This window comes from Actinoplanes sp. ATCC 53533 (assembly GCF_003947245.1).
The window spans coordinates 51,905-71,291 of record NZ_QHHV01000158.1; the positions used below are offsets into that span (position 1 = coordinate 51,905).

9 protein-coding genes are annotated in these 19,387 nt (G+C 71.7%); 6 read left to right on the plus strand and 3 right to left on the minus strand.

Translation table 11 applies throughout. The features are described from left to right. The first annotated feature begins 19 nt into the window (after positions 1-19). The 3 genes from DMB66_RS65660 to DMB66_RS41780 are packed head-to-tail and all read left to right on the plus strand — an operon-like array spanning position 20 to position 4,241. Positions 20-1,243: an aminotransferase class I/II-fold pyridoxal phosphate-dependent enzyme gene (locus tag DMB66_RS65660; RefSeq protein WP_125809662.1), complete on the plus strand. Its 1,224-nt coding sequence runs from the start codon at positions 20-22 to the stop codon at positions 1,241-1,243. Next, positions 1,240-3,222 (plus strand): DUF4910 domain-containing protein, encoded by a 1,983-nt coding sequence (locus DMB66_RS61710; RefSeq protein ID WP_158647540.1) that lies wholly within the window; start codon positions 1,240-1,242, stop codon positions 3,220-3,222. Before DMB66_RS65660 ends, DMB66_RS61710 begins: the two co-directional genes overlap by 4 nt. After that, positions 3,219-4,241 carry a GNAT family N-acetyltransferase gene (locus tag DMB66_RS41780; protein WP_125809663.1) on the plus strand — a complete coding sequence of 341 codons (1,023 nt, stop codon included), beginning with the start codon at positions 3,219-3,221 and terminating at the stop codon, positions 4,239-4,241. The genes DMB66_RS61710 and DMB66_RS41780 overlap by 4 nt, the downstream gene beginning before the upstream one ends. Here the strand turns inward: DMB66_RS41780 and DMB66_RS41785 are convergent. From DMB66_RS41785 to DMB66_RS61715, 3 genes are read right to left on the minus strand one after another with little or no spacing between them, the layout of a single operon-like run. Then, a complete protein-coding gene (locus tag DMB66_RS41785; protein WP_125809664.1) occupies positions 4,231-5,460 on the minus strand; it encodes a hypothetical protein in 1,230 nt (409 codons plus the stop codon). The two genes, DMB66_RS41780 and DMB66_RS41785, sit on opposite strands and share 11 nt — an antisense overlap. Positions 5,461-5,489: 29 nt before the next feature. Further along, positions 5,490-6,686, minus strand: a complete 1,197-nt coding sequence (locus DMB66_RS41790; RefSeq protein WP_125809665.1) for an alkaline phosphatase family protein — start codon at positions 6,684-6,686, stop codon at positions 5,490-5,492. A 21-nt stretch (positions 6,687-6,707) separates the two neighbouring features. Further along, the gene (locus DMB66_RS61715; protein ID WP_158647541.1) at positions 6,708-6,866 is read right to left on the minus strand and encodes a hypothetical protein; all 159 of its coding nucleotides are present in this window, start codon (positions 6,864-6,866) and stop codon (positions 6,708-6,710) included. Between the two features lie 210 nt (positions 6,867-7,076). Between DMB66_RS61715 and DMB66_RS41795 the strand changes: the two genes are divergently transcribed. The 3 genes from DMB66_RS41795 to DMB66_RS41805 all read left to right on the plus strand — a co-directional run. Further along, positions 7,077-9,320, plus strand: a complete 2,244-nt coding sequence (locus tag DMB66_RS41795; protein ID WP_255441240.1) for an AfsR/SARP family transcriptional regulator — start codon at positions 7,077-7,079, stop codon at positions 9,318-9,320. 32 nt (positions 9,321-9,352) lie between these two features. Beyond that, on the plus strand, positions 9,353-11,152 hold the full coding sequence (locus DMB66_RS41800) for a non-ribosomal peptide synthetase (RefSeq protein ID WP_125809667.1): 1,800 nt from the start codon (positions 9,353-9,355) through the stop codon (positions 11,150-11,152). Between the two features lie 54 nt (positions 11,153-11,206). Continuing rightward, positions 11,207-19,387: non-ribosomal peptide synthetase (locus DMB66_RS41805; RefSeq protein WP_158647543.1), on the plus strand; the 8,181-nt coding region annotated here is incomplete at its 3' end.

The window sequence follows — 19,387 nt, forward strand, 5'->3', positions numbered from 1 at the left end:
GGGCCTAGGATAGACAGCTGTGAGTGTCGAAAGGGGCCCGGACCTGGCGGTACAGAGCTATCGGGAGGCGGACCTTCCGTTCGGTGCGCTGGATCTGCGGTGGTCGCCGGACGAGGTCGAGTTCGTGTGGCCGGCGATCGATCGGGCCTGGCGTGGACTCGCCGGGCCGGGAGCTCCGTCCCTGGTTGAGCGATCCCGCCGGTTCGACGTGTTCGACCCCTACGGCGCCGAGAACGCCGCCGAGCCGTTGTCGCGGCACTTCGGCCGGACGGTGGTCGCCGAGCAGATCACGTTCGGGGCGGGCGTGAGCGGTCTGCTGCGGGAGCTGGCGACGCTGGCCACCACGGCGCCGGTCTGTGCCGGCCGGCTCGGCCACCCCGACCTGCCGACGTGGGCCAGCCGCCTCGGCGCCCGGGTCGTGCCGATCGACCCGTGGGACGATCTCGACCGGGCTGTCGACACGATTCGGCGGGAGCGGCCCAGTCTGGTCGTGCTCGAGTCGCCGGACATCCTCGGCCGGCTCGTCGACCAGGCCACGGTCCGGGCGCTCAGCTCGGTGGCCGTCGAGACGCTGGTGATCGTGGACGAGGCGCAGGCGAGCTATCTGGGGCCGGCCGCGAGCGTGGCCGCCCTGATCGACGAGTGCGAGAACGTGGTCGTGCTGCGCGGTCTGTCCAAAGGGTACTGCTGCGGCGGACTCCGGGTGGGCTATGCGCTGGGCGCCGCGGCCGCGACCCTCCGGGTTCGGCTGGCGGTGGCCGGGCTGGGCACGTCTGCCCTCGCCTACGACCTCGCGCTGCGGCTGCTCGCCCAGGGAGACGTCTTCGGCGCGCTTCGGCGCCGGATCGCCGAGGTCAAGCCGACGGTGACCGGGCGGCTGCGGGCGGCCGGCGTCCCGGTCGACTCGCACCACGAGGCGCTGCCGTGGCTCACCACGCCGGGTGGGCCGGCGGCCGAGCGTCTGCTCCGGTCGCGTCATCTCGCGGCCAAGCACCTGAGCCTCGGCCCGCCGGGTGCGGCCCGCTACCCGCTGGTCAAGCTGGCAGTCCCTCTTTCGCCCGAACGGTACCAACGGTTTCTCGGCCTGGTCGACGGCCCGGACGCAGGCCCGGACGGCCCGGACGGCCTGGGTGGTCCGGACGGCCTGGGCGATCCGGGCGGCCTGGGTGGCCCGGGCGGCCTGGGTGGCCCGGGTGGCCTGGGCGGCCTGGGCGGCTCGGACGGCATGGGTGGCCGGCCGTGAGTCGGGTGACGCGGCTCGTCCGGGCCGCATATCAGGGGTTCGATCCCGACCTGGCCGGACGTGAGCTGCGCGAGCTGGTGACCTTCGACCGCTACCAGGCGTCGGCCGGCGCCGAGGGAGCGGCCGTCTATGTCGCCGAGCGCGCGGTCGCCGCCGGGCTCGACGACGTCGAGGTGCACCGCTACCCGGCCGACGGCCAACGGCGCTGGTGGACGTTCGCCGCACCGATGTCGTGGACCCCCGAGCGGGCCGAGCTGACCCTGCTCGGGGTCGACGGCCGGCCGGACGAGCCGGTGGTGTCCTATCCGGAGCAGCCCTACCGGCTGGCCTTCCAGTCGGCGCCCACCGCCGACCAGGGCGTGGTCACGCCGCTCGTGCTGTGGTCGCGATGGTCGGGTGGGCCGCTGCCGGGGTGCACCGTCGTCGTCGACACACCGGGGCTGCCGCTCGTCGCGGTGGCTGAGGCCGGCGCGATCGGGGTGGTGGTCGGTGGCGGACCGTCCGATGACGACCTGGCCCGGCGCCTGGAGCTGCCGAACGGGTCGACCCTGTTCGGCTTCAGCGTCTCGCCGTCGCAGCTGCGCCGGATCATCGCCGCGGCAGCGGCGGGCGGATCGGCCCGGGTCACGGTGTCAGTGCGGCGGGGGGCCGGCCTGCCGGTGGTCACCGGCCGGCTGCCCGGAAGCGGACCCGGCGGTGTCCTGCTCTGCGCGCACCTGTGTCATCCCGCGCCGAGCGCCAACGACAACGCCTCGGGAGTGGTGGCGCTGCTCGCCGTCGCGCGGGCCGCAGCCGCCCGCCGGTCGCAGCTGCGGCGCGGGCTGTGGTTCGTGTGGGGGCCGGAGTTCGTCGGGCTCGCCGCCCACCTGCACGAGCACCGGGCCGACCCGGCCCGGACCGGCTTCGACCTCGCGATCAACCTCGACATGGTCGGCGAGGACCAGCGGGTCTGCGGCGGCCCGCTGATCGTCGAACGGAGCCCTGACCATCTGCCGTCCTACCTCAACGCGGTCGTCGAACGGTGCGTCGAGTCGCTGCCGCCCACCGGCCGGTCGTTCAGCTCCGCCGTGGCCTGTGACACCTGGTCGTGGCGAGCCACGCCGTTCGTCGGCGCCTCCGACCACCTGCTGCCGGCCGACCGGTCGATAGGCCGGCCCAGCGTCCAACTGGGACATTGGCCGGACCGGTACCATCACACCTCGGCCGACACCCTGGACAAGGTGGACCGGGCCGAACTGCGGCGGGTGGTCGCGGTGACCAGCGGCGCGCTGGCCACGATCTGCGAGGCCGGGGCGGCCGACCTGCCCGAGATCGAGCGCCTGACCACGGCCTGGGGGGCCGAGCTGATCCGGTCGTGCCTCCAGCCGCCGGCCGGCGCCCGCGAGGCCGGGCCGGGCGATTTCGACCCCTGGTGCGACGACGCGCGTGCGGATCTGCTCGAGCATCGGCGCCGGGTCGCGGTCGCCTCGGTGGGCTCTCTGTCCAGCTTGGATGGTGGCTCGGGTGACGACCGCCGCCGGACGGCCGAACGATGGCTGGACGGTCTGGCCGACCACCTCCACGTCATCGTGGCGGGTGAGACCGTGGCGGGCGAGGCCGTGGCGGGCGAGGCCGTGGCGGGCGAGGCCGTGGCGGGCGAGGCCGTGGCCGGCGAGCCGGCGGTGGTCGACCGGGGGCCGTCGTTGATTCCGGGCTGGCCGGGTCCGTTCAACCTGCGCGCGCTGATCGAGGACGCGAGCGAGGCTGACCGGGCCTGGCTGTCGGAGCAGCTGGCGCTCGACGGGCCGGGCGCCTATGCCACGTTCGTGGCCCTGGCCCACTCGCTGGACGGCCATCGGGGCGCCGGGGCGGCCATCCGGTGGGCGGCGTTCGCCAGCCAACTACCGATCTCCGTGCCGCTCGCCACCCGGCTGTTCGCCGTCCTGCGGGACACGGGTTGGCTGGCCGGTGACCCCGCTCCGGTCGGGGCGGAGCCGTGAGCGGGTCCGACGTGACCGTCGAGGTCGCCCACACCATCGGGTCGGTCAATGTCGACGACTGGCAGCGCGTCGTGGCCGGCGCCCGGGCTCCGCTCTTCTATGGGCTGGACTACCTGCGGTCCTACGAGCGCTATCCGGTCGGCCCTGTCGACGCCGTCCGCTACCTGACCGTCTACCGGTCGGGTGAGCCGGTGGCGGTCTTTCCCTGCTACCTGCAGCGGGCGTTCGACCCCCTCGGCGTCTTTCCGGCCGAACTCCCCACGGCCGGAAGGGCGCTGCTCGGCCACGTCTGGTACTGCTACGACACCCGGATACCCATGCTCGCCGACCGGCCCGAGCGGGCCGAAGACATCGGGCGGGCCGTGCTGGACCGGCTGGCGCGGCTTCGATCGGACGAGGGTGCGGTGCTGGCCGGGCTGGTGAATGTGGACGGTCGCGACCCCGTCCTGGCCGTCGCCCGCCGGCACGGCTGGACGGTCGTGCCGGTGGACACGCGGCACCAGCTGCCCCTGGCCGGCCTGGGCAGCTTCGCCGGCTACCTGGCGTCGCTCAACCGCAAGGCCCGGCACAACCTCGCGCGTAACCTTCGCCGCTGCGCCGACGCGGGGGCGGTCGTCTCGGTGGCCGCGCCCGATCGGGCCGGCCTCGACGAGGTGTGCGAGGTCTGCCGGCTGACCGCGGCCAAGTTCGGCAACGAGGAGTTCTACTCTCCGAACCGCTTTCCGGACTTCGTCCTCGGCCTCGGCCGGCAGGCCCTCGTGGTGCGGATCGACGGCCCACGGGAGTTGCTCGGCGCGGCGGTGCTCCTGGTCGACGACGATCGGTTGCACATGTGGGTGGCCGGCTTCCGCTACGCCACCGTTGACGGGTTCAGCCCGCACTACGTCCTGTGGTCGACCTCGATCCGCATCGCCCTCGAACGCGGCCTGGCGCTGGTCGAGGGCGGCCGCCGCAACGGTGACTTCAAGATGCGGTACGGGATGCGGCCCGTACCGCTGTTCGCCTGCGTCAGCGAATGAAGCGGCTGTCTCTCACTGTGTACTTGTGCCGGGCGAAGAACGAGCAGACATCGCAGATCGCGACCGGGTTGTCCACCCCCTCCTGCAGCAGGAACGCCGCGCCGCAGACCGCGCACTCGTCCTCGGCCGCCGGCATCATCGAGCGCTGCACGTTGTCCAGCGCCGGGAACAGGTAGTAGTCCACGCCGGGCCACAGGTCGAAGAGGTGGTCGGTGATCGCGTAGGCCAACGACCGCTCCGCCGGCCCGGTGGTGAACCGGCCCGGGGCGCCCTGCTGGTTGAGCTCCGGCGCCACCAGGTCGAGGTAGAGGGTGAGCTCCTTCTTGGTGATGTGGAACAGCGGGAACAGATAGGTGAACGGGCCGACCCGGCGCTTGGGGATCGGGCCCATCCGGAACCCGGTCGTGAACCAGGTGACCATGCTGGCCACCAGGTCGTCGGCGTTGAAGCCCAGCGCGATCGTCGTCACCCCGCGGCGCTCGGCCTCGATCTCCACCATCCGTCGCAGCGTGTGGTGCGCGATCACCATGTTGAACATGGCCGACTCGCCGGTCACCACCTCGTTCATCACGTCGATGTACGGGCGGTCCAGGTTGAACGTGGCCTGGATCTCGTCCGCGGTGACCAGCACCTGGTCGATGCCGAGCCCTTCGCAGGCGAGCTGGGCGGCGTGGAACGTCGCGGGCTCCTCCCAGTCGGGGGTCCCGGTCACGGTGGTGGCCACCATGGTGAACGCGGGCAGCTGGGCGCGGGTGCGTTCGAGCAGCTTGAGAAACGCCACGCTGTCGCGGCCGCCGGAGAGCCCGGTCATGATCTCCGCCCCCGGCTCGATCAGGCCGGCCGAGGTGATGCTCTCGACGAACGTCCGCTCGACGTACTCCACGAACCCGAACGCGTCGAGCTGTTCGGACCGCACCTCCAGCTTGCCGCGCTCGTCGAACATGACCGACTTGGTGTAGACCGGCGCGGGGGCCGAGAAGATCCGGCGGGGAGGCTGCCGGGTGATCTCCAGGTCGTAGTGGCGGACCTGGCGGATCTCGACGTGGTCGTCCGGGCCGATCACGCCGATCTCCTCGGTGACCACGGCTCCGTTCACGGAGGTCAGCACCGCGTTGCGAGGGATGCCGTTGGCCTGGAGCAGGGCCCGCAGGGTCTGCCCCGGCCGCACGTCCAGACCCTGGACGTTTCCGATCTTGTCGTGGAAGGTGGCGTGCGCCATCGGTGGTTCCTCCTCGGGTAGCTGTTGCGTCAGTGATCGGGGGCCCAGACGGCGAGCGGGGCGAGCATCTCGTCCGCCGTCAATGAGCCGTGCTCGTAGCGGTCGGCCGGATCGACCAGCGGAAAGCGGTCGCCCAGCGCGATCGCCACCACCTCGCCGATGCGGTCCAGCAGCACACCATCCGTGGCCACGAGGCCGAGGTCGACCAGCCGGCCGGCCGGCACCACCAGGGCGTCCTCGCCGAGGGCTGCGCCGACGGCGGCCAGCACGTCGCCGTGGTGGGACGGCTTCGGATACCACCAGCGGGTGCGGCCGGCCCCGCCGGCGGGCAGGCGGCACAGGGCCCGGGCGCCCGCCGCGGTCATCATGTCCACCGCGGGCGTCGGCCGGGTCCGGGTCAAGCCGTGGTCGGCGTGGGCGACGACGGTGTGCCCGGACCGGCTCCACCGGCGAGCCGCCTGGTCGAGCCGGGCGAGCGCAGCGTCGATGCTGCCGTCGTACCCGTGCCGGTGGATGTAGGGGTCGAGGTGCACGAAGGCCCACACCAGCCGGCCACCGGCGCCCGGCCGGCCGGCGACCACCGCGTCCACGTCCTCGACCACGCTGCGCACCGCCTGGACCGGGCGCCGCGACAGCGCGGGCCAGTCGCCGCCGGGGGCGACCGCGGTCGCGCCCCGCAACACCGCGTCGGCCCACCGGCCGGGCACGGTGGTCAGGTCACCGGGCAGGGCGGTGACGGATGCCCCGCGATCGCTCAACTCCTCGAAGACGGTCCGATGTGAAGGGAGGTCGACCTCGACGGCGGTGTCCTGGGCCGTCCAGTCGGTGATCCGGCCGGCGGCCTGATCGGTGACACAGTTGAAGAGCACCTCGGGCCTAGCACGGTAGACCGGGCCCGGGACACCGTGGATGGTCGGTGCCACTCCGGTCGTGGCGGTCAGCCAGGCAGCGGTGGACGTGCTGGGAAAGGTGCTCGTCAACGGGGCCAGCAGGTCGGGTGACCAGCACCGTTCGGCCGCCGACCAGCCGATCCCGTCGGTGGCCAGGACGATGACGGTGCGGGTGTGGCCGAGCGAGAACGCACCGGTCGGCCGGTCCCAGCACGACAGCAGCAGCGACGGGATCAGCCGCAGGCTCTGGACCCGGTGCGGCCGGAGACCGGGCACCGCGTCCAGAGCGCATGCCTTGCTGAGGTCGTCCGGCGAGAGCCAGGTCCCGTCGAACATCGGGTCAATCTCCGGGTCGGGTCACAGGTTGGGCACGCAGTCCGTGCACGTCGTGCGGAACTTGACGACCTGGTAGGCCGAGCGGGCCCGGATCATCGCGTTGACCCGCGACGGGGTCAGTACGGTCCCACCCCGGACGGGCTGACGATCGATCGATGTCGCGGTGCTCGATTCTTTCATGACAATCCTCCTTGTTGGGCGGTCAGCCGAGAAATCACAACACCACAATGATGAACAAGTCAACAGGCATTTGTCATGATCGACGGCGGAATTGATGAACAGCTGGGCTTTCAGCGCCATTTCAGCGCCATTTCAGCGCCACGTCAGCGCTTCCTGTCATGGTCTCGGCTGACGCTGGATCCGCTGGTCGTGGCGGTATTGGGGGCAAGCATGGGGGGCAGGTCGGTGACGAACCGGTTCAAGATTCTCGGACCACTGGAGGTCATCGGCAGCGCCGGCCCGATAGCCCCGCTAGCTCCGCGACAGCGCACCATTCTGGCTGTCCTGCTGCTGGAGGCCAATCGTATTGTGTCGGTAAACCGACTGGCCGATACCTTGTGGAACGACGCCCCGCCGTCGACGGCCCGCAGCCAGGTCCTCATCTGCGTGTCCGGCCTGCGGCGCGCGCTGGCCGACGCCGGGCTGGGCGACCCCGTCGTGACGCGATCGCCGGGCTATCTGCTCCGGGTCGCCGACGGCGAGCTGGACCTGCAGACATTCGATCATCTCATCGGCGTCGGGCGGGCGGCCGCCGACGACGGCCGGCTGACCGACGCCCTGACCGCCTACGACGCCGCGAACGCGCTGTGGCGGGGCGATCCGCTCTCCGACGTGGCCAGCCGGATCGTCCGGTCGGCCGGCGTGGCTCTCGCCGAACGCCGGCTCGTGCTGGACGAGAACACCATCCAGGCCCGGCTCGATCTGGGCGACCATCAGGAGGTCATCGGTGATCTGATGCGGATGGTCGCGCAGCATCCGCTGCGGGAGCGGCTGTGCGGCCAGTTGATGCTGGCGCTGTACCGGGCCGGGCGGCAGGCCGAGGCGCTGGAGACGTACCGCACCGTGCGCCGCACCTTCGCCACCGAGCTGGGCCTCGAGCCGGGCGAGGATCTCCGTGAGCTGGAGCGGCAGATCCTCACCGGCGAGGCCGTGCTGCATCCGATGACCCCGATCGGCGCCGGGCCGGTCGCGGTGGACGCCGAGGTGACGCCGCACATGCTGCCGGCGGCGGTGGCCGACTTCACCGGCCGCGACAAGGCCATGGCCGAGATGCGCGACGTGCTGGCCAACCGGCCGGCCCCGACCGGGCCGCCGCGCGGCATCGGCATCGTAGCCCTGGCCGGACGGGCCGGAGCCGGGAAGACGTCGCTCGCGGTGCACGCGGCGCACGAGCTGGCCGACGAGTTCCCCGACGGCCAGCTCTACGTGACCCTGGGCGGGGCCGAAGGGCGCGGGGTGCCCACCGGTCAGGTGCTGGCGAGGTTTCTCCGGGCACTCGGGGTCAACGGCGACGACATCCCCGCCGGGGACGAGGAGCGTGCCGAGCTGTACCGCCTCCGGCTGGGCGACCGGCGCGTCCTGGTGGTGCTGGACGACGCGGGCGACGAGGAGCAGGTGCGGTCGCTGCTCCCGGGCGGCCCGCGCTGCGCCGTCATCGTCACCAGCCGGCCGAGACTGGCGAGCCTGCCCGGGGCCCGGCTCATCGACGTGGACGTGCTGACCTCGACCGAGGGCACGGACCTGCTGTCGGCCGTGATCGGCTCCAGCCGGGTCTACGACGACCTGTCGAGCAGCCTCGACCTGATCCGGGTGTGCGACGGCCTGCCGCTGGCCGTGCGCATCGTCGCGTCCCGGCTGGCCGCAAGGCCACATTGGACGACCGCGCAGCTGCTCGACCGGTTGGCCGAGCCACGCCGGCGCCTCGCCGAGCTGGCCTACGCCGGTTGGGACGTGCGGGCCGGCCTGGCCGCGGACGTCGCCGCGCTGGAGCCGGTGGCCCGGCGGCTGCTGCGGCGGCTGAGCATCGTGCCGGCCGCCGACTTCGGCGACTGGGTGGCCGGACCCCTGCTCGACGAGCCCGACGCCGACGCCCGCGACGTGCTGGAGACGCTGGTGGACCGGCAACTGGTCGCGGCGGTCCGGCTGTCCGGCCGGCCGGCCCGCTACCGCCTGCCCGGGCTGGTCGCGGTGTACGCCCGCGACCTGCTGGCCGGCCACGAGACGCCGGCCGACCTGGCGGCCGCCCGGCGACGTACCCTCGCGGCCTGGCTGCGGTTGGCCGTGGAGGCGGCCCGGCGCGGGCGCGGCCCGGTGCCGGCGGTCAGCGTGACGATGGCGCCCGAGCCCGGCAACGGCTGGGTGGACCGGGTGCTGATGACCGGCGCCACGGCCTGGTTCGACGCGGAGCGCCATGGCCTGATCGCCGCCGTGCGCCAGGCGGCCGGCACGGGTGAGCGGCGGCTCGGTCAGGCCCTGGCGGCGGCCGCGGCAGCGCTGTCCGAGGCGGCCGGCACCCGGGGCGACTGGCGTGAGTTCAGTGCGGTCCCGGTCGCCGGCGACGGCGACGGGGAGGCGCCGATGCGCGATCAATATCGGCGGGATAGGCGCCCCTGCGAATCTGCAGCTGCCATCTGACATCACCCGTTCGCCATCAGTGAAAGGCCGTCATGAAGTCTCCTCGATGCCTGCACGTGCTGTTCGAGGACCAGGTCCGGCGTACCCCCGGGGCGCCGGCCCTCCGCGGTGACGGCCGGCGCCTCACCTACGCCGAGCTGAACCAGCGGGCCAACCAGGTGGCCCGGCAGCTGCGGCACCTGGGCGTCGTGACCGCCGACCGGGTGGCGCTGCGGCTGGACCGCTCCGTCGACAGCGTGGTCGCCATGCTGGCCGTCCTCAAGGCGGGTGCGGCCTATGTGCCGTTGGAGCGCGACGTGCCGGCCGAGCGGGCGCGCTGGATCCTGACCGAAACGGCACCCCGCCTGGTGGTGACGGGCAGCCAGGCAGACCACCCGCCCACCGGCGCTGTTCCCATGGTGCCGCTGCACGCGGACGCGCCGGAGGTCACCGCCCGATCGGCCGAGAACCTCGACCTGGCCGTGTCGCCGGACGACATCTGCTATGTGCCCTTCACGTCCGGATCCACCGGCCGGCCCAAGGGGATCGAGGTACCTCACGCGAGCGTGCCGGGCTTCTTCGCCGACGTCACCTACGCCACCTGGGGGCCGGGCCGGGCGACCCTGTTCCACTCCTCGATGTCGTGGGACGGGCACGTCTTCGACCTCTACCCCGCGCTGGTCAGCGGGGGCGAGGTCGTCGTCTACCCGGGTGACACCGCCGATCCGCTGGCCGTCGCCCGGTTCGCCCGCGACCACGGCGTGACCGGACTCTTCCTGCCCGCCCAGGCCCTCAACATCGTGATCGACGAGGAGCCCCAGCTGCTGCGCGGGTTGACCTGGCTCGTCTCCGGCGGCGAGGCCGCGTCGCCGGCGCACTATTCCCGGCTGCTCGCGGCGGTGCCCGGTCTCCGGCTGATCAACGCGTACGGCCCGGTCGAGTGCACCGCGCTGGCCACCGCCCACGTCGCCGAGCCCGGATCGCCCCTGGCGGGGGCGGTGCCGATCGGGAGGTCGGTGGGCGACCGCCAGGTGTTCCTGCTCGACGGCGACGGTCGGCCGGTGGCCGACGGCGCGGTCGGCGAGCTGTGCGTCGGCGGCCCCGCGGTCGCTCGGGGCTACCTCGGCCGTCCCGACCTGACCGCCACCCGGTTCCGGCCGGATCCGTTCGCCGCCACCCCCGGCGCCCGGCTCTACCACACCGGTGACCGGGGTCGTCGGGGCGCGGACGGGGTCTTCGACTACCTGGGCCGGGACGACGACCAGGTCAAGCTGCGCGGCCTGCGGATCGAGCTGGGCGAGATCGAGACGGTGCTGCGGGAGCACCCGGCCGTCGCCGATGCCGCGGCCGCCGTCGACCGGAGCGGCCCGACCGGTGGCCGGCTGATCGCCTACGTGGTGCGCGCGCCCGACGCCGAGGTGGACGACGACCAGCTGCGGGCCCATCTCGCGGCCCGGCTGTCACCGGGCATGGTGCCGTCCGGGGTGGAGTGGCTCGACCGGCTTCCGCTCACCCGCAACGGAAAGCTGGACCGGTCGCGGTTGACGCCGACTGTCGCCGCTCGGCCCGACCCCGACGGCCCGGCCGGTGATCCGGCCCTGGCCGGCATCTGGGCCCGGGTGCTCGGCGTCGGGACGGGGTCATCCCGGGACGATTTCTTCGCCGCCGGCGGCAACTCGCTGGCCGCGACGAAGCTGGCCGCCCAGGTGCGGCAGGCCTTCGGCGTGGACCTCGAGGTGCGCCACGTCTACGAAGCCCGCACCCTCGGCGGCCTGGCCGCGGCGATCGACGGCCTGCGTGGTGTACCGGCCGCGCCGGCGATCCGCCCCCGCCGGCGATCCGCCGGCACCTGACCGAACCCCGCCCCCGACCTTCGTCCGCGAATGAGCACTCCAGGAGATTCCATCATGACGAACACGCCACCGGTCACCGACCTCGAGGTCGCGCCGGCGTCCTTCGCGCAGCGGCGGATGTGGTTTCTTGAGCAGCTGGAGGCGGGCGCCGCCACCTACAACGTCCAGTTGGGACTGCGGATCAGCGGTCCGCTCCGGCTGCCCCTGCTGCGCCAGGCACTGGCCGAGACGGTGCGCCGGCACGAGACGCTGCGCACCACGCTGGCCTGGGACGGTGGCGAGCTCAGCCAGGTGATCGCCCCGCCCGGGCCGGTCGAGCTGCCCGTCCTGGACGTGGCCGGGCTCCTGACCGGCGGCGGTGACGACGTGGAGGCGGCCCTGGACCGGCTCGCCCAGGCCGAGCTGGCCCGCCCGTTCGACCCGGCGACCGAGCCACCGATCCGGGCGGCCGCGATCCGGCTGCCGGGCGACGAGCACATCCTGCTGATCACGCTGGACCACCTGGTCGGCGACGCGTGGTCGATGCAGGTGCTCTACCGCGAGCTGGCCACCCTGTACGGCGCGTTCCACGCCGGCGAGCCGTCGCCGCTGCCCGACCTGCCCATCCAGTACGCCGACTTCGCGGCCTGGCAGCGGGACTGGCTGGCTGGCGGCGAGCTCGACCGGCAGCTGGGCTACTGGCGTGGACAGCTCGGCGACGAGCCACCCCGCCTGACCCTGCCGGGCCGGGTGACCGCGGCGGCGACGGAGACGGCGGCCGATCGGCGGAGCGCGACCTCCTCGCAGCCGCTCTCCGACGAGCTGCTGGCGGCGCTGGACGGGCTGGGCCGGGCCGAGGGCGCCTCCCTGTTCATGGTGCTGCTGGCGGCGTTCGCGACCCTGCTGAACCGGTACGAGGGGCAGGAGGACGTCGTGATCGGCAGCCTCCTCGGTGGGCGGCACCGGGCCGAGGTCGAGCCGCTGATCGGCTTCTTCGTCAACACGGTGGCCCTGCGGGTGGACCTGACCGGCCGGCCCACCTTCCGGCAGCTGCTCGGCCGGGTCCGGGAGATGACCCTGGACGCGTACGCCCACCAGGATGTGCCGTTCGAGCAGGTGGTGGCCGACCTCGAGCCCGAGCGGGACGGCGCCCGGCAGCCGTTCTTCGACGTCATGTTCCAGCTGGCCGACATCGGGCGCGACGCGGTGGAGCGGCCCGGGCTGCGGATCACCCCGTTCCGCACCGCGACGGCCCCGGCGCCGGTCGGGCTGGTGCTCGCCGTCGTCCGCGAGGACGGCCACTACGTCGGGGTGTGGGACTTCGACGAGGCCCTGATCAGCCGCTCCACTGTGGAGCGGATGCAGGGGCATTTCGCGGCGTTGTTGGAGTCGGTGGTGGTGGGGGCGGATGTGGCGGTGTCGGAGTTGGGTTTGTTGGGGGGTGATGAGCGGCGGTGGTTGGTGGAGTTGGCGGCGGGTGCGGTGGTGGAGGTGGGGGATGGGTGTGCGTTGCCGGGGTGGTTCGAGGAGCGGGTGCGGTTGTGTCCGGATGCGGTGGCGGTGGTGTGTGGTGGGGAGGTGGTGTCGTTCGGTGAGTTGAATGTGCGGGCTAATCGGTTGGCGTGGTGGTTGCGGTCGAGGGGGGTGGGTGCGGAGTCGTTGGTGGGGTTGTTCCTGGATCGGGGTGTGGAGTTGGTGGTGGCGGTGTTGGGGGTGTTGAAGGCGGGGGGTGCGTATGTGCCGTTGGATCCGGGGTATCCGGCGGATCGGGTGGCGTTCATGGTGGCGGATTCGCGGCCGGGGGTGGTGTTGACCCGGGCGGGGGTGGTGGATCGGTTGCCGGTGGGTGTGTCGGGTGTGGTGTTGGAGGATGTGGTCGGGGAGTTGGCCGGGTGTCGGGTTGATGATCCGGTGGGGGTGGTCGGGCCGGACAATCTGGCGTATGTGATCTATACGTCGGGTTCCACCGGGCGGCCGAAAGGCGCCGCCGTCACCCACCGCGGCCTGACCAACTTCCTGTACTGGCTGCGGGGGATCTGCGACCGTGGCGGCCGCAACGGAACCCTGCTCCACTCGCCGGTCAGCTTCGACTTCACCGTATCGCCCCTGTTCCTGCCGCTGATCACCGGCCGGGACGTGACGCTGCTGCCCGAAGTGGACATGCTGGAGCATTTGGCGGTGGCCCTGCTGGAGCCGGGCCGCGACCTGATGCTGATCAAGCTGACCCCGGCGCACCTGATCGCCCTGTACGCGCGCCTCGGGCCCGACGTGCGGATCGACTCGGTCCGCATCATCATGACCGGCGGCGAGCAGCTGCCGGCCGAGTCCGTCGCCGACTGGCGCCGGATCGCCCCGAACGCGGTGTTCCTCAACGAGTACGGTCCGACCGAGACGGTCGTCGGATCATCGATCTACGAGGTGCCGGACGACCTGTCACAGGGGCCGGTGCCGATCGGCCTGCCGATCACCAACACCCAGCTCCACGTGGCCGACAGCCTCCTGCGGTTGGTGCCCGTCGGGGCGGTCGGCGAGCTCTACATCGGTGGCCTCGGCGTGTGCCGGGGCTACCTCGGCCGCCCCGGGCTGACCGCCGGCCGGTTCCTGCCCGATCCCTACTCCGGCGTGCCCGGCGCCCGGCTGTACCGCACCGGCGACCTGGTCCGGCGCCGCCCCGACGGGGTCATCGAGTTCCTGGGCCGGGTGGACGACCAGGTCAAGATCCGCGGCTACCGCATCGAGCCGGCGGATGTCGAGGCCGCCCTGCTCAGCAGCGCGAAGGTCGCGGCGGCCCACGTCACCGCCGGGCCGTCGCCGACCGGAGGGCTGCGGCTCATCGGCTACGTCGTGCCGGTCGACCGCCTCGACCCCCCGTCGACGACCGACCTCCGTGCCCACCTGTCCGGCATCCTTCCGGCCTACATGCATCCGACGGCCTGGGTCACGCTCGACTCGATGCCGTTCTCCGCCAACGGCAAGGTCGACCGCCGGGCGCTGCCCGCCCCGGACCCGGCAGACCCGGTCGGTCGCTACGAGCCCCCGGCTACCGCGGCCGAGCGGGAGATCGCCGCCGTGTGGGAGCGGGTATTGGCGCGCGACCGCGTCGGCGCCGTGGACAACTTCTTCGACCTCGGCGGCCACTCCCTGCTCGCGATCCAGCTGGTGAACGCGATCAACCGGGAGACGTCCGCGCACATCGGAGTGCGGGACCTCTTCACCCATCCCACGATCCGAGGGCTGGCCGTGGTGAACGGCAGCGGTGACGGGCCGGCGTGGGACGGCGTGACCCGCCGCCCGCCCGGAGCGGTGGTGCCGTTGTCGTTGGCGCAGCGGCGGGTGTGGTTCATGTCGGAGTTGGGGGGTGGTTCGCCGGAGTTCAATGTGCCGTTCGGGTGGCGGGTCCGGGGGGCGTTGGATGTGGGTGTGTTGCGGGGTGCGGTGCTGGGGGTGGTGGCGCGGCATGAGGTGTTGCGGTCGGTGTTCGTCGATGGGGTTGATGGGGTCGCGGTAGGGGTGGGCGAGGCCCGGGTTGGTTGGGTCGAGCGAGCCGTGGACGGGTGGGCTGAGGCGCTGGTGGTGGCGCGGGGTGAGGAGTTGGTGGCTTTCGATCTGCGGTCGGATCCGTTGGTGCGGGTGACTGTGGTGCGGTTGGGCGTTGATGACTTTGTGGTGTTGTTCGTGGTGCATCACATTGTGTTCGATGGTTGGTCGATGGGCCTGTTCGTGGGCGAGTTGGCGGAGTTGTATGCGGCGGGGGTGGCGGGTCGGGCGGCGGTGTTGCCGGAGTTGGCGGTGCAGTACGGCGACGTCGCCGCCTGGCAGCGGGAGATGCTGTCGGGCGAGGTGCTGGCCGGCTCGCTGACCTACTGGCGGCGCCAGCTGGCCGGCCTGGTGCCGGCGGAGTTGCCCGGGGACGGGGTGCGGTCCGACGGGGCGGCAGCCGGTGCGGTGCGGTTCGCGGTGCCGGCCGAGGTCGTCTCGGCGCTGCGAAGCATGGCCGCCGGCCAGGGAGCGACGCTGTTCATGGTGGTGATGGCGGCGGTGCAGTTGGTGGTGTCGCGGTGGTCGGGTTCGAGGGATGTGTCGGTGGGTTCTCCGGTCGCGGGTCGGGGGTCGCCGGAGGTTGACGGGTTGGTGGGGCTGTTCTTCAACGTGTTGGTGTTGCGGACGGATCTGTCGGGTGACCCGACGTTCGGGGAGCTGGTCGGGCGGGTGCGGGAGGTGGTGCTGGGCGCGTTCGAGCACCAGGACGTGCCGTTCGAACGGCTGGTCGAGGAGCTGGCCCCGCAGCGCAGGCTTGACCAGACACCGCTGTTCCAGGTCTGGCTGGAGCTGAACAACACCACCACAGTGGACCTCGCCCTGCCCGGCGCGACGACCGAGGAACTGGCCATCGATCCGCAGGTCGCCAAGTTCGATCTCAGTGTGTCGCTGCGGGAACGCGACGGTGGTCTGGTCGGCCTGGTGGGCTACCGGTCGGGGTTGTTCTCCGAGGCTTGGGTGCGGCGGTTCGTGGGTGCGTTGACGGGCCTGTTGTCGTCGGTGGCTTCCGGGGTTTCCGGGGTGCGGGTTTCGGGTTTGCCGGTGGTGTCGGCGGGGGGTTCGTTGTTGGCCGGGGGTTTGGGTGTGGTGCGGGCTCTGGCTGATGGTGGTGTGCATGAGTGGTTCGAGGATCGGGTGCGGTCGGATCCGGCCGGGGTCGCGGTGGTGTGTGGTGGGGTGGAGGTTTCCTACGGGGAGCTGAACGCGCGGGTGAACCGGTTGGCGCATTACTTGATCGGGCTTGGGGTGGGTGCCGAGGCCCGGGTCGGGGTGTGTGTCGAGCGGGGTGTGGACATGGTGGTGGCGTTGCTGGCGGTGTTGAAGGCCGGTGGGGCGTATGTGCCGTTGGATCCGGGGTTCCCGGTGGACCGGATCGGGTTCATGATCGCTGATACCGGTGCCCGGGTGGTGTTGACGCAGGGCAGTCTCATGGGCCGGTTCCGGGGTTATGAAGGCCGGTTGGTGTGTGTTGACACGGTTGTGGTCGAGGGGTTCCCGGTCACGGATCCGGTGCGGTCGACTTCGGCGGAGTCGTTGGCGTATGTGATCTATACGTCGGGCTCGACGGGCCGGCCGAAGGGGGTGCTGGTCGAGCACGGAGGGCTGGCGAACTTCGTCCGTTGGTGTGTGGAGGGCTATTCCGGTCGTGGTGTGGGTGGGGCGCCGGTGTTCTCCTCGATCGGGTTCGACGCGGTGGTGCCGAATCTGTTCGGCCCGTTGATCGCCGGTCAGACCGTTCATCTGTTACCGGAGGGGTTCGACATCGCCCGGTTGGGGGAGTTGCTCGTCGCTGGTGGGCCGTACTCGTTCATCAAGCTCACCCCGTCGCATCTGGATCTGTTGACCGCGCAGTTGACACCGGCCGAGGCGGCCGGGTTGGCCGCGACGGTGGTGGTCGGAGCCGAGTCGTTCTCGGCGGCGTCGCTGGAGTATTGGCGGCGGTTGGCCCCGGACGTGGTGGTGCTCAACGAGTACGGGCCGACCGAGGTGACGGTGGCCAATTCGGTGTTCCAGGCCGACGGGCTGGTCTCGACGCGGACGGTGCCGATCGGCCGGCCGATCCCGAACACGTGGATGTTCGTGGTGGATTACGCCGGTGAGTTGGCCGAGATCGGTGTCACCGGTGAGCTGCTCGTGGGTGGGACGGGTGTGGTCCGGGGCTATCACGGCAGGCCTGATCTGACCGCGGACAAGTTCATCCCGGACCGGTTCGGACCGGTACCGGGCGGTCGGCTCTACCGGACCGGGGACCTGGCCCGGGTCCTCCCCGACGGCAACGTCGAGTTCCTCGGCCGGTCCGACGACCAGATCAAGATCCGCGGCTACCGGGTAGAACCCGGCGAGGTCGAGGCGGCGGTGGTCAGCCATCCGATGGTGACCGCCGCCCACGTCACCGTGGCCGACGACCTGGTCGGTGGCCCGCAACTGGTCGGCTACGTGGTCCCGGCCGACGCGCCCGCCCCGGCGGTACTGCGCGAATATCTGAGCAGCCGCCTACCGGCCTACATGCATCCCACCGCGTGGGTGTTCCTCGACGGGCTCCCGCTGAACCCGAACGGGAAGATCGACCGCAAGGCCCTGCCCACCCCCGGCACGGTCACCACCTCCAGCTACCAACCACCCGTGACACCCGCCGAACACGACCTCACCCGGATCTGGCAGACCGTCCTCGGCCGTGACCGCATCGGCGTCTTCGACAACTTCTTCGACCTCGGCGGCCACTCCCTACTCGCGATCCAACTGGTCAACACGATCAACCGGGAGACGTCTGCCCACATCGGAGTGCGGGACCTCTTCACCCACCCCACCATCCGCGACCTGGCCGGCCTGACTGATGGAGCCGCGGTCTCGATGCGCAGTGGCGTGACCCGCCGCCCGCCCGGAGCGGTGGTGCCGTTGTCGTTGGCGCAGCGGCGGGTGTGGTTCATGTCGGAGTTGGGGGGTGGTTCGCCGGAGTTCAATGTGCCGTTCGGGTGGCGGGTCCGGGGGGCGTTGGATGTGGGTGTGTTGCGGGGTGCGGTGCTGGGGGTGGTGGCGCGGCATGAGGTGTTGCGGTCGGTGTTCGTCGATGGGGTTGATGGGGTCGCGGTAGGGGTGGGTGAGCCCCGCGTTGGTTGGGTCGAGCGAGCCGTGGACGGGTGGGCTGAGGCGCTGGTGGTGGCGCGGGGTGAGGAGTTGGTGGCCTTCGATCTGCGGTCGGATCCGTTGGTGCGGGTGACTGTGGTGCGGTTGGGCGTTGATGACTTTGTGGTGTTGTTCGTGGTGCATCACATTGTGTTCGATGGTTGGTCGATGGGCCTGTTCGTGGGCGAGTTGGCGGAGTTGTATGCGGCTGGGGTGGCGGGTCGGGCGGCGGTGTTGCCGGAGCTGGCGGTGCAGTACGGCGACGTCGCCGCCTGGCAGGAACAGGCCTCGGCCGGGGCAGCGCTGGCCGATTCGGTGACCTACTGGCGCACTCAGCTGGCCGGCCTCTCCGTGGCGACCCTCCCCGGCGACCGCCCGACCCCGGCGACCCTGCCGGCCGAATCGGCCGTCGACGGCCGGGCGGTGCGGTTCGTGGTGGACGGGGAGGTGACCAACGGACTCCGCACCCTCGCGGCCGACCAGGGGGCGACGCTGTTCATGGTGGTGATGGCGGCGGTGCAGTTGGTGGTGTCGCGGTGGTCGGGTTCGAGGGATGTGTCGGTGGGTTCTCCGGTCGCGGGTCGGGGGTCGCCGGAGGTTGACGGGTTGGTGGGGCTGTTCTTCAACGTGCTGGTGTTGCGGACGGATCTGTCGGGTGATCCGACGTTCGGGGAGTTGGTCGGGCGGGTGCGGGAGGTGGTGCTGGGCGCGTTCGAGCACCAGGACGTGCCGTTCGAACGGCTGGTCGAGGAGCTGGCCCCGCCGCGCCAGGCGGCCGGATCGCCCTTCTTCCAGGTGTGGCTGGAAATGAACCCCGGCCCGGGCGGACCACCCGCTCTGGCCGGCCTCGACGTGTCGGCGTTGGACCTCGAACCTCAGGTCACCAAGTTCGACCTGAGCCTGTCGGTGGCCGAACACGGCGAGACCCTTGACATCGTCCTCGGCTACCGGTCGGGGTTGTTCTCCGAGGCTTGGGTGCGGCGGTTTGTGGGTGCGTTGACGGGCCTGTTGTCGTCGGTGGCTTCCGGGGTTTCCGGGGTGCGGGTTTCGGGTTTGCCGGTGGTGTCGGCGGGGGGTTCGTTGTTGGCCGGGGGTTTGGGTGTGGTGCGGGCTCTGGCTGATGGTGGTGTGCATGAGTGGTTCGAGGATCGGGTGCGGTCGGATCCGGCCGGGGTGGCGGTGGTGTGTGGTGGGGTGGAGGTTTCCTACGGGGAGCTGAACGCGCGGGTGAACCGGTTGGCGCATTACTTGATCGGGCTTGGGGTGGGTGCCGAGGCCCGGGTCGGGGTGTGTGTCGAGCGGGGTGTGGACATGGTGGTGGCGTTGCTGGCGGTGTTGAAGGCCGGTGGGGCGTATGTGCCGTTGGATCCGGGGTTCCCGGTGGACCGGATCGGGTTCATGATCGCTGATACCGGTGCCCGGGTGGTGTTGACGCAGGGCAGTCTCATGGGCCGGTTCCGGGGTTATGAAGGCCGGTTGGTGTGTGTTGACACGGTTGTGGTCGAGGGGTTCCCGGTCACGGATCCGGTGCGGTCGACTTCGGCGGAGTCGTTGGCGTATGTGATCTATACGTCGGGCTCGACGGGCCGGCCG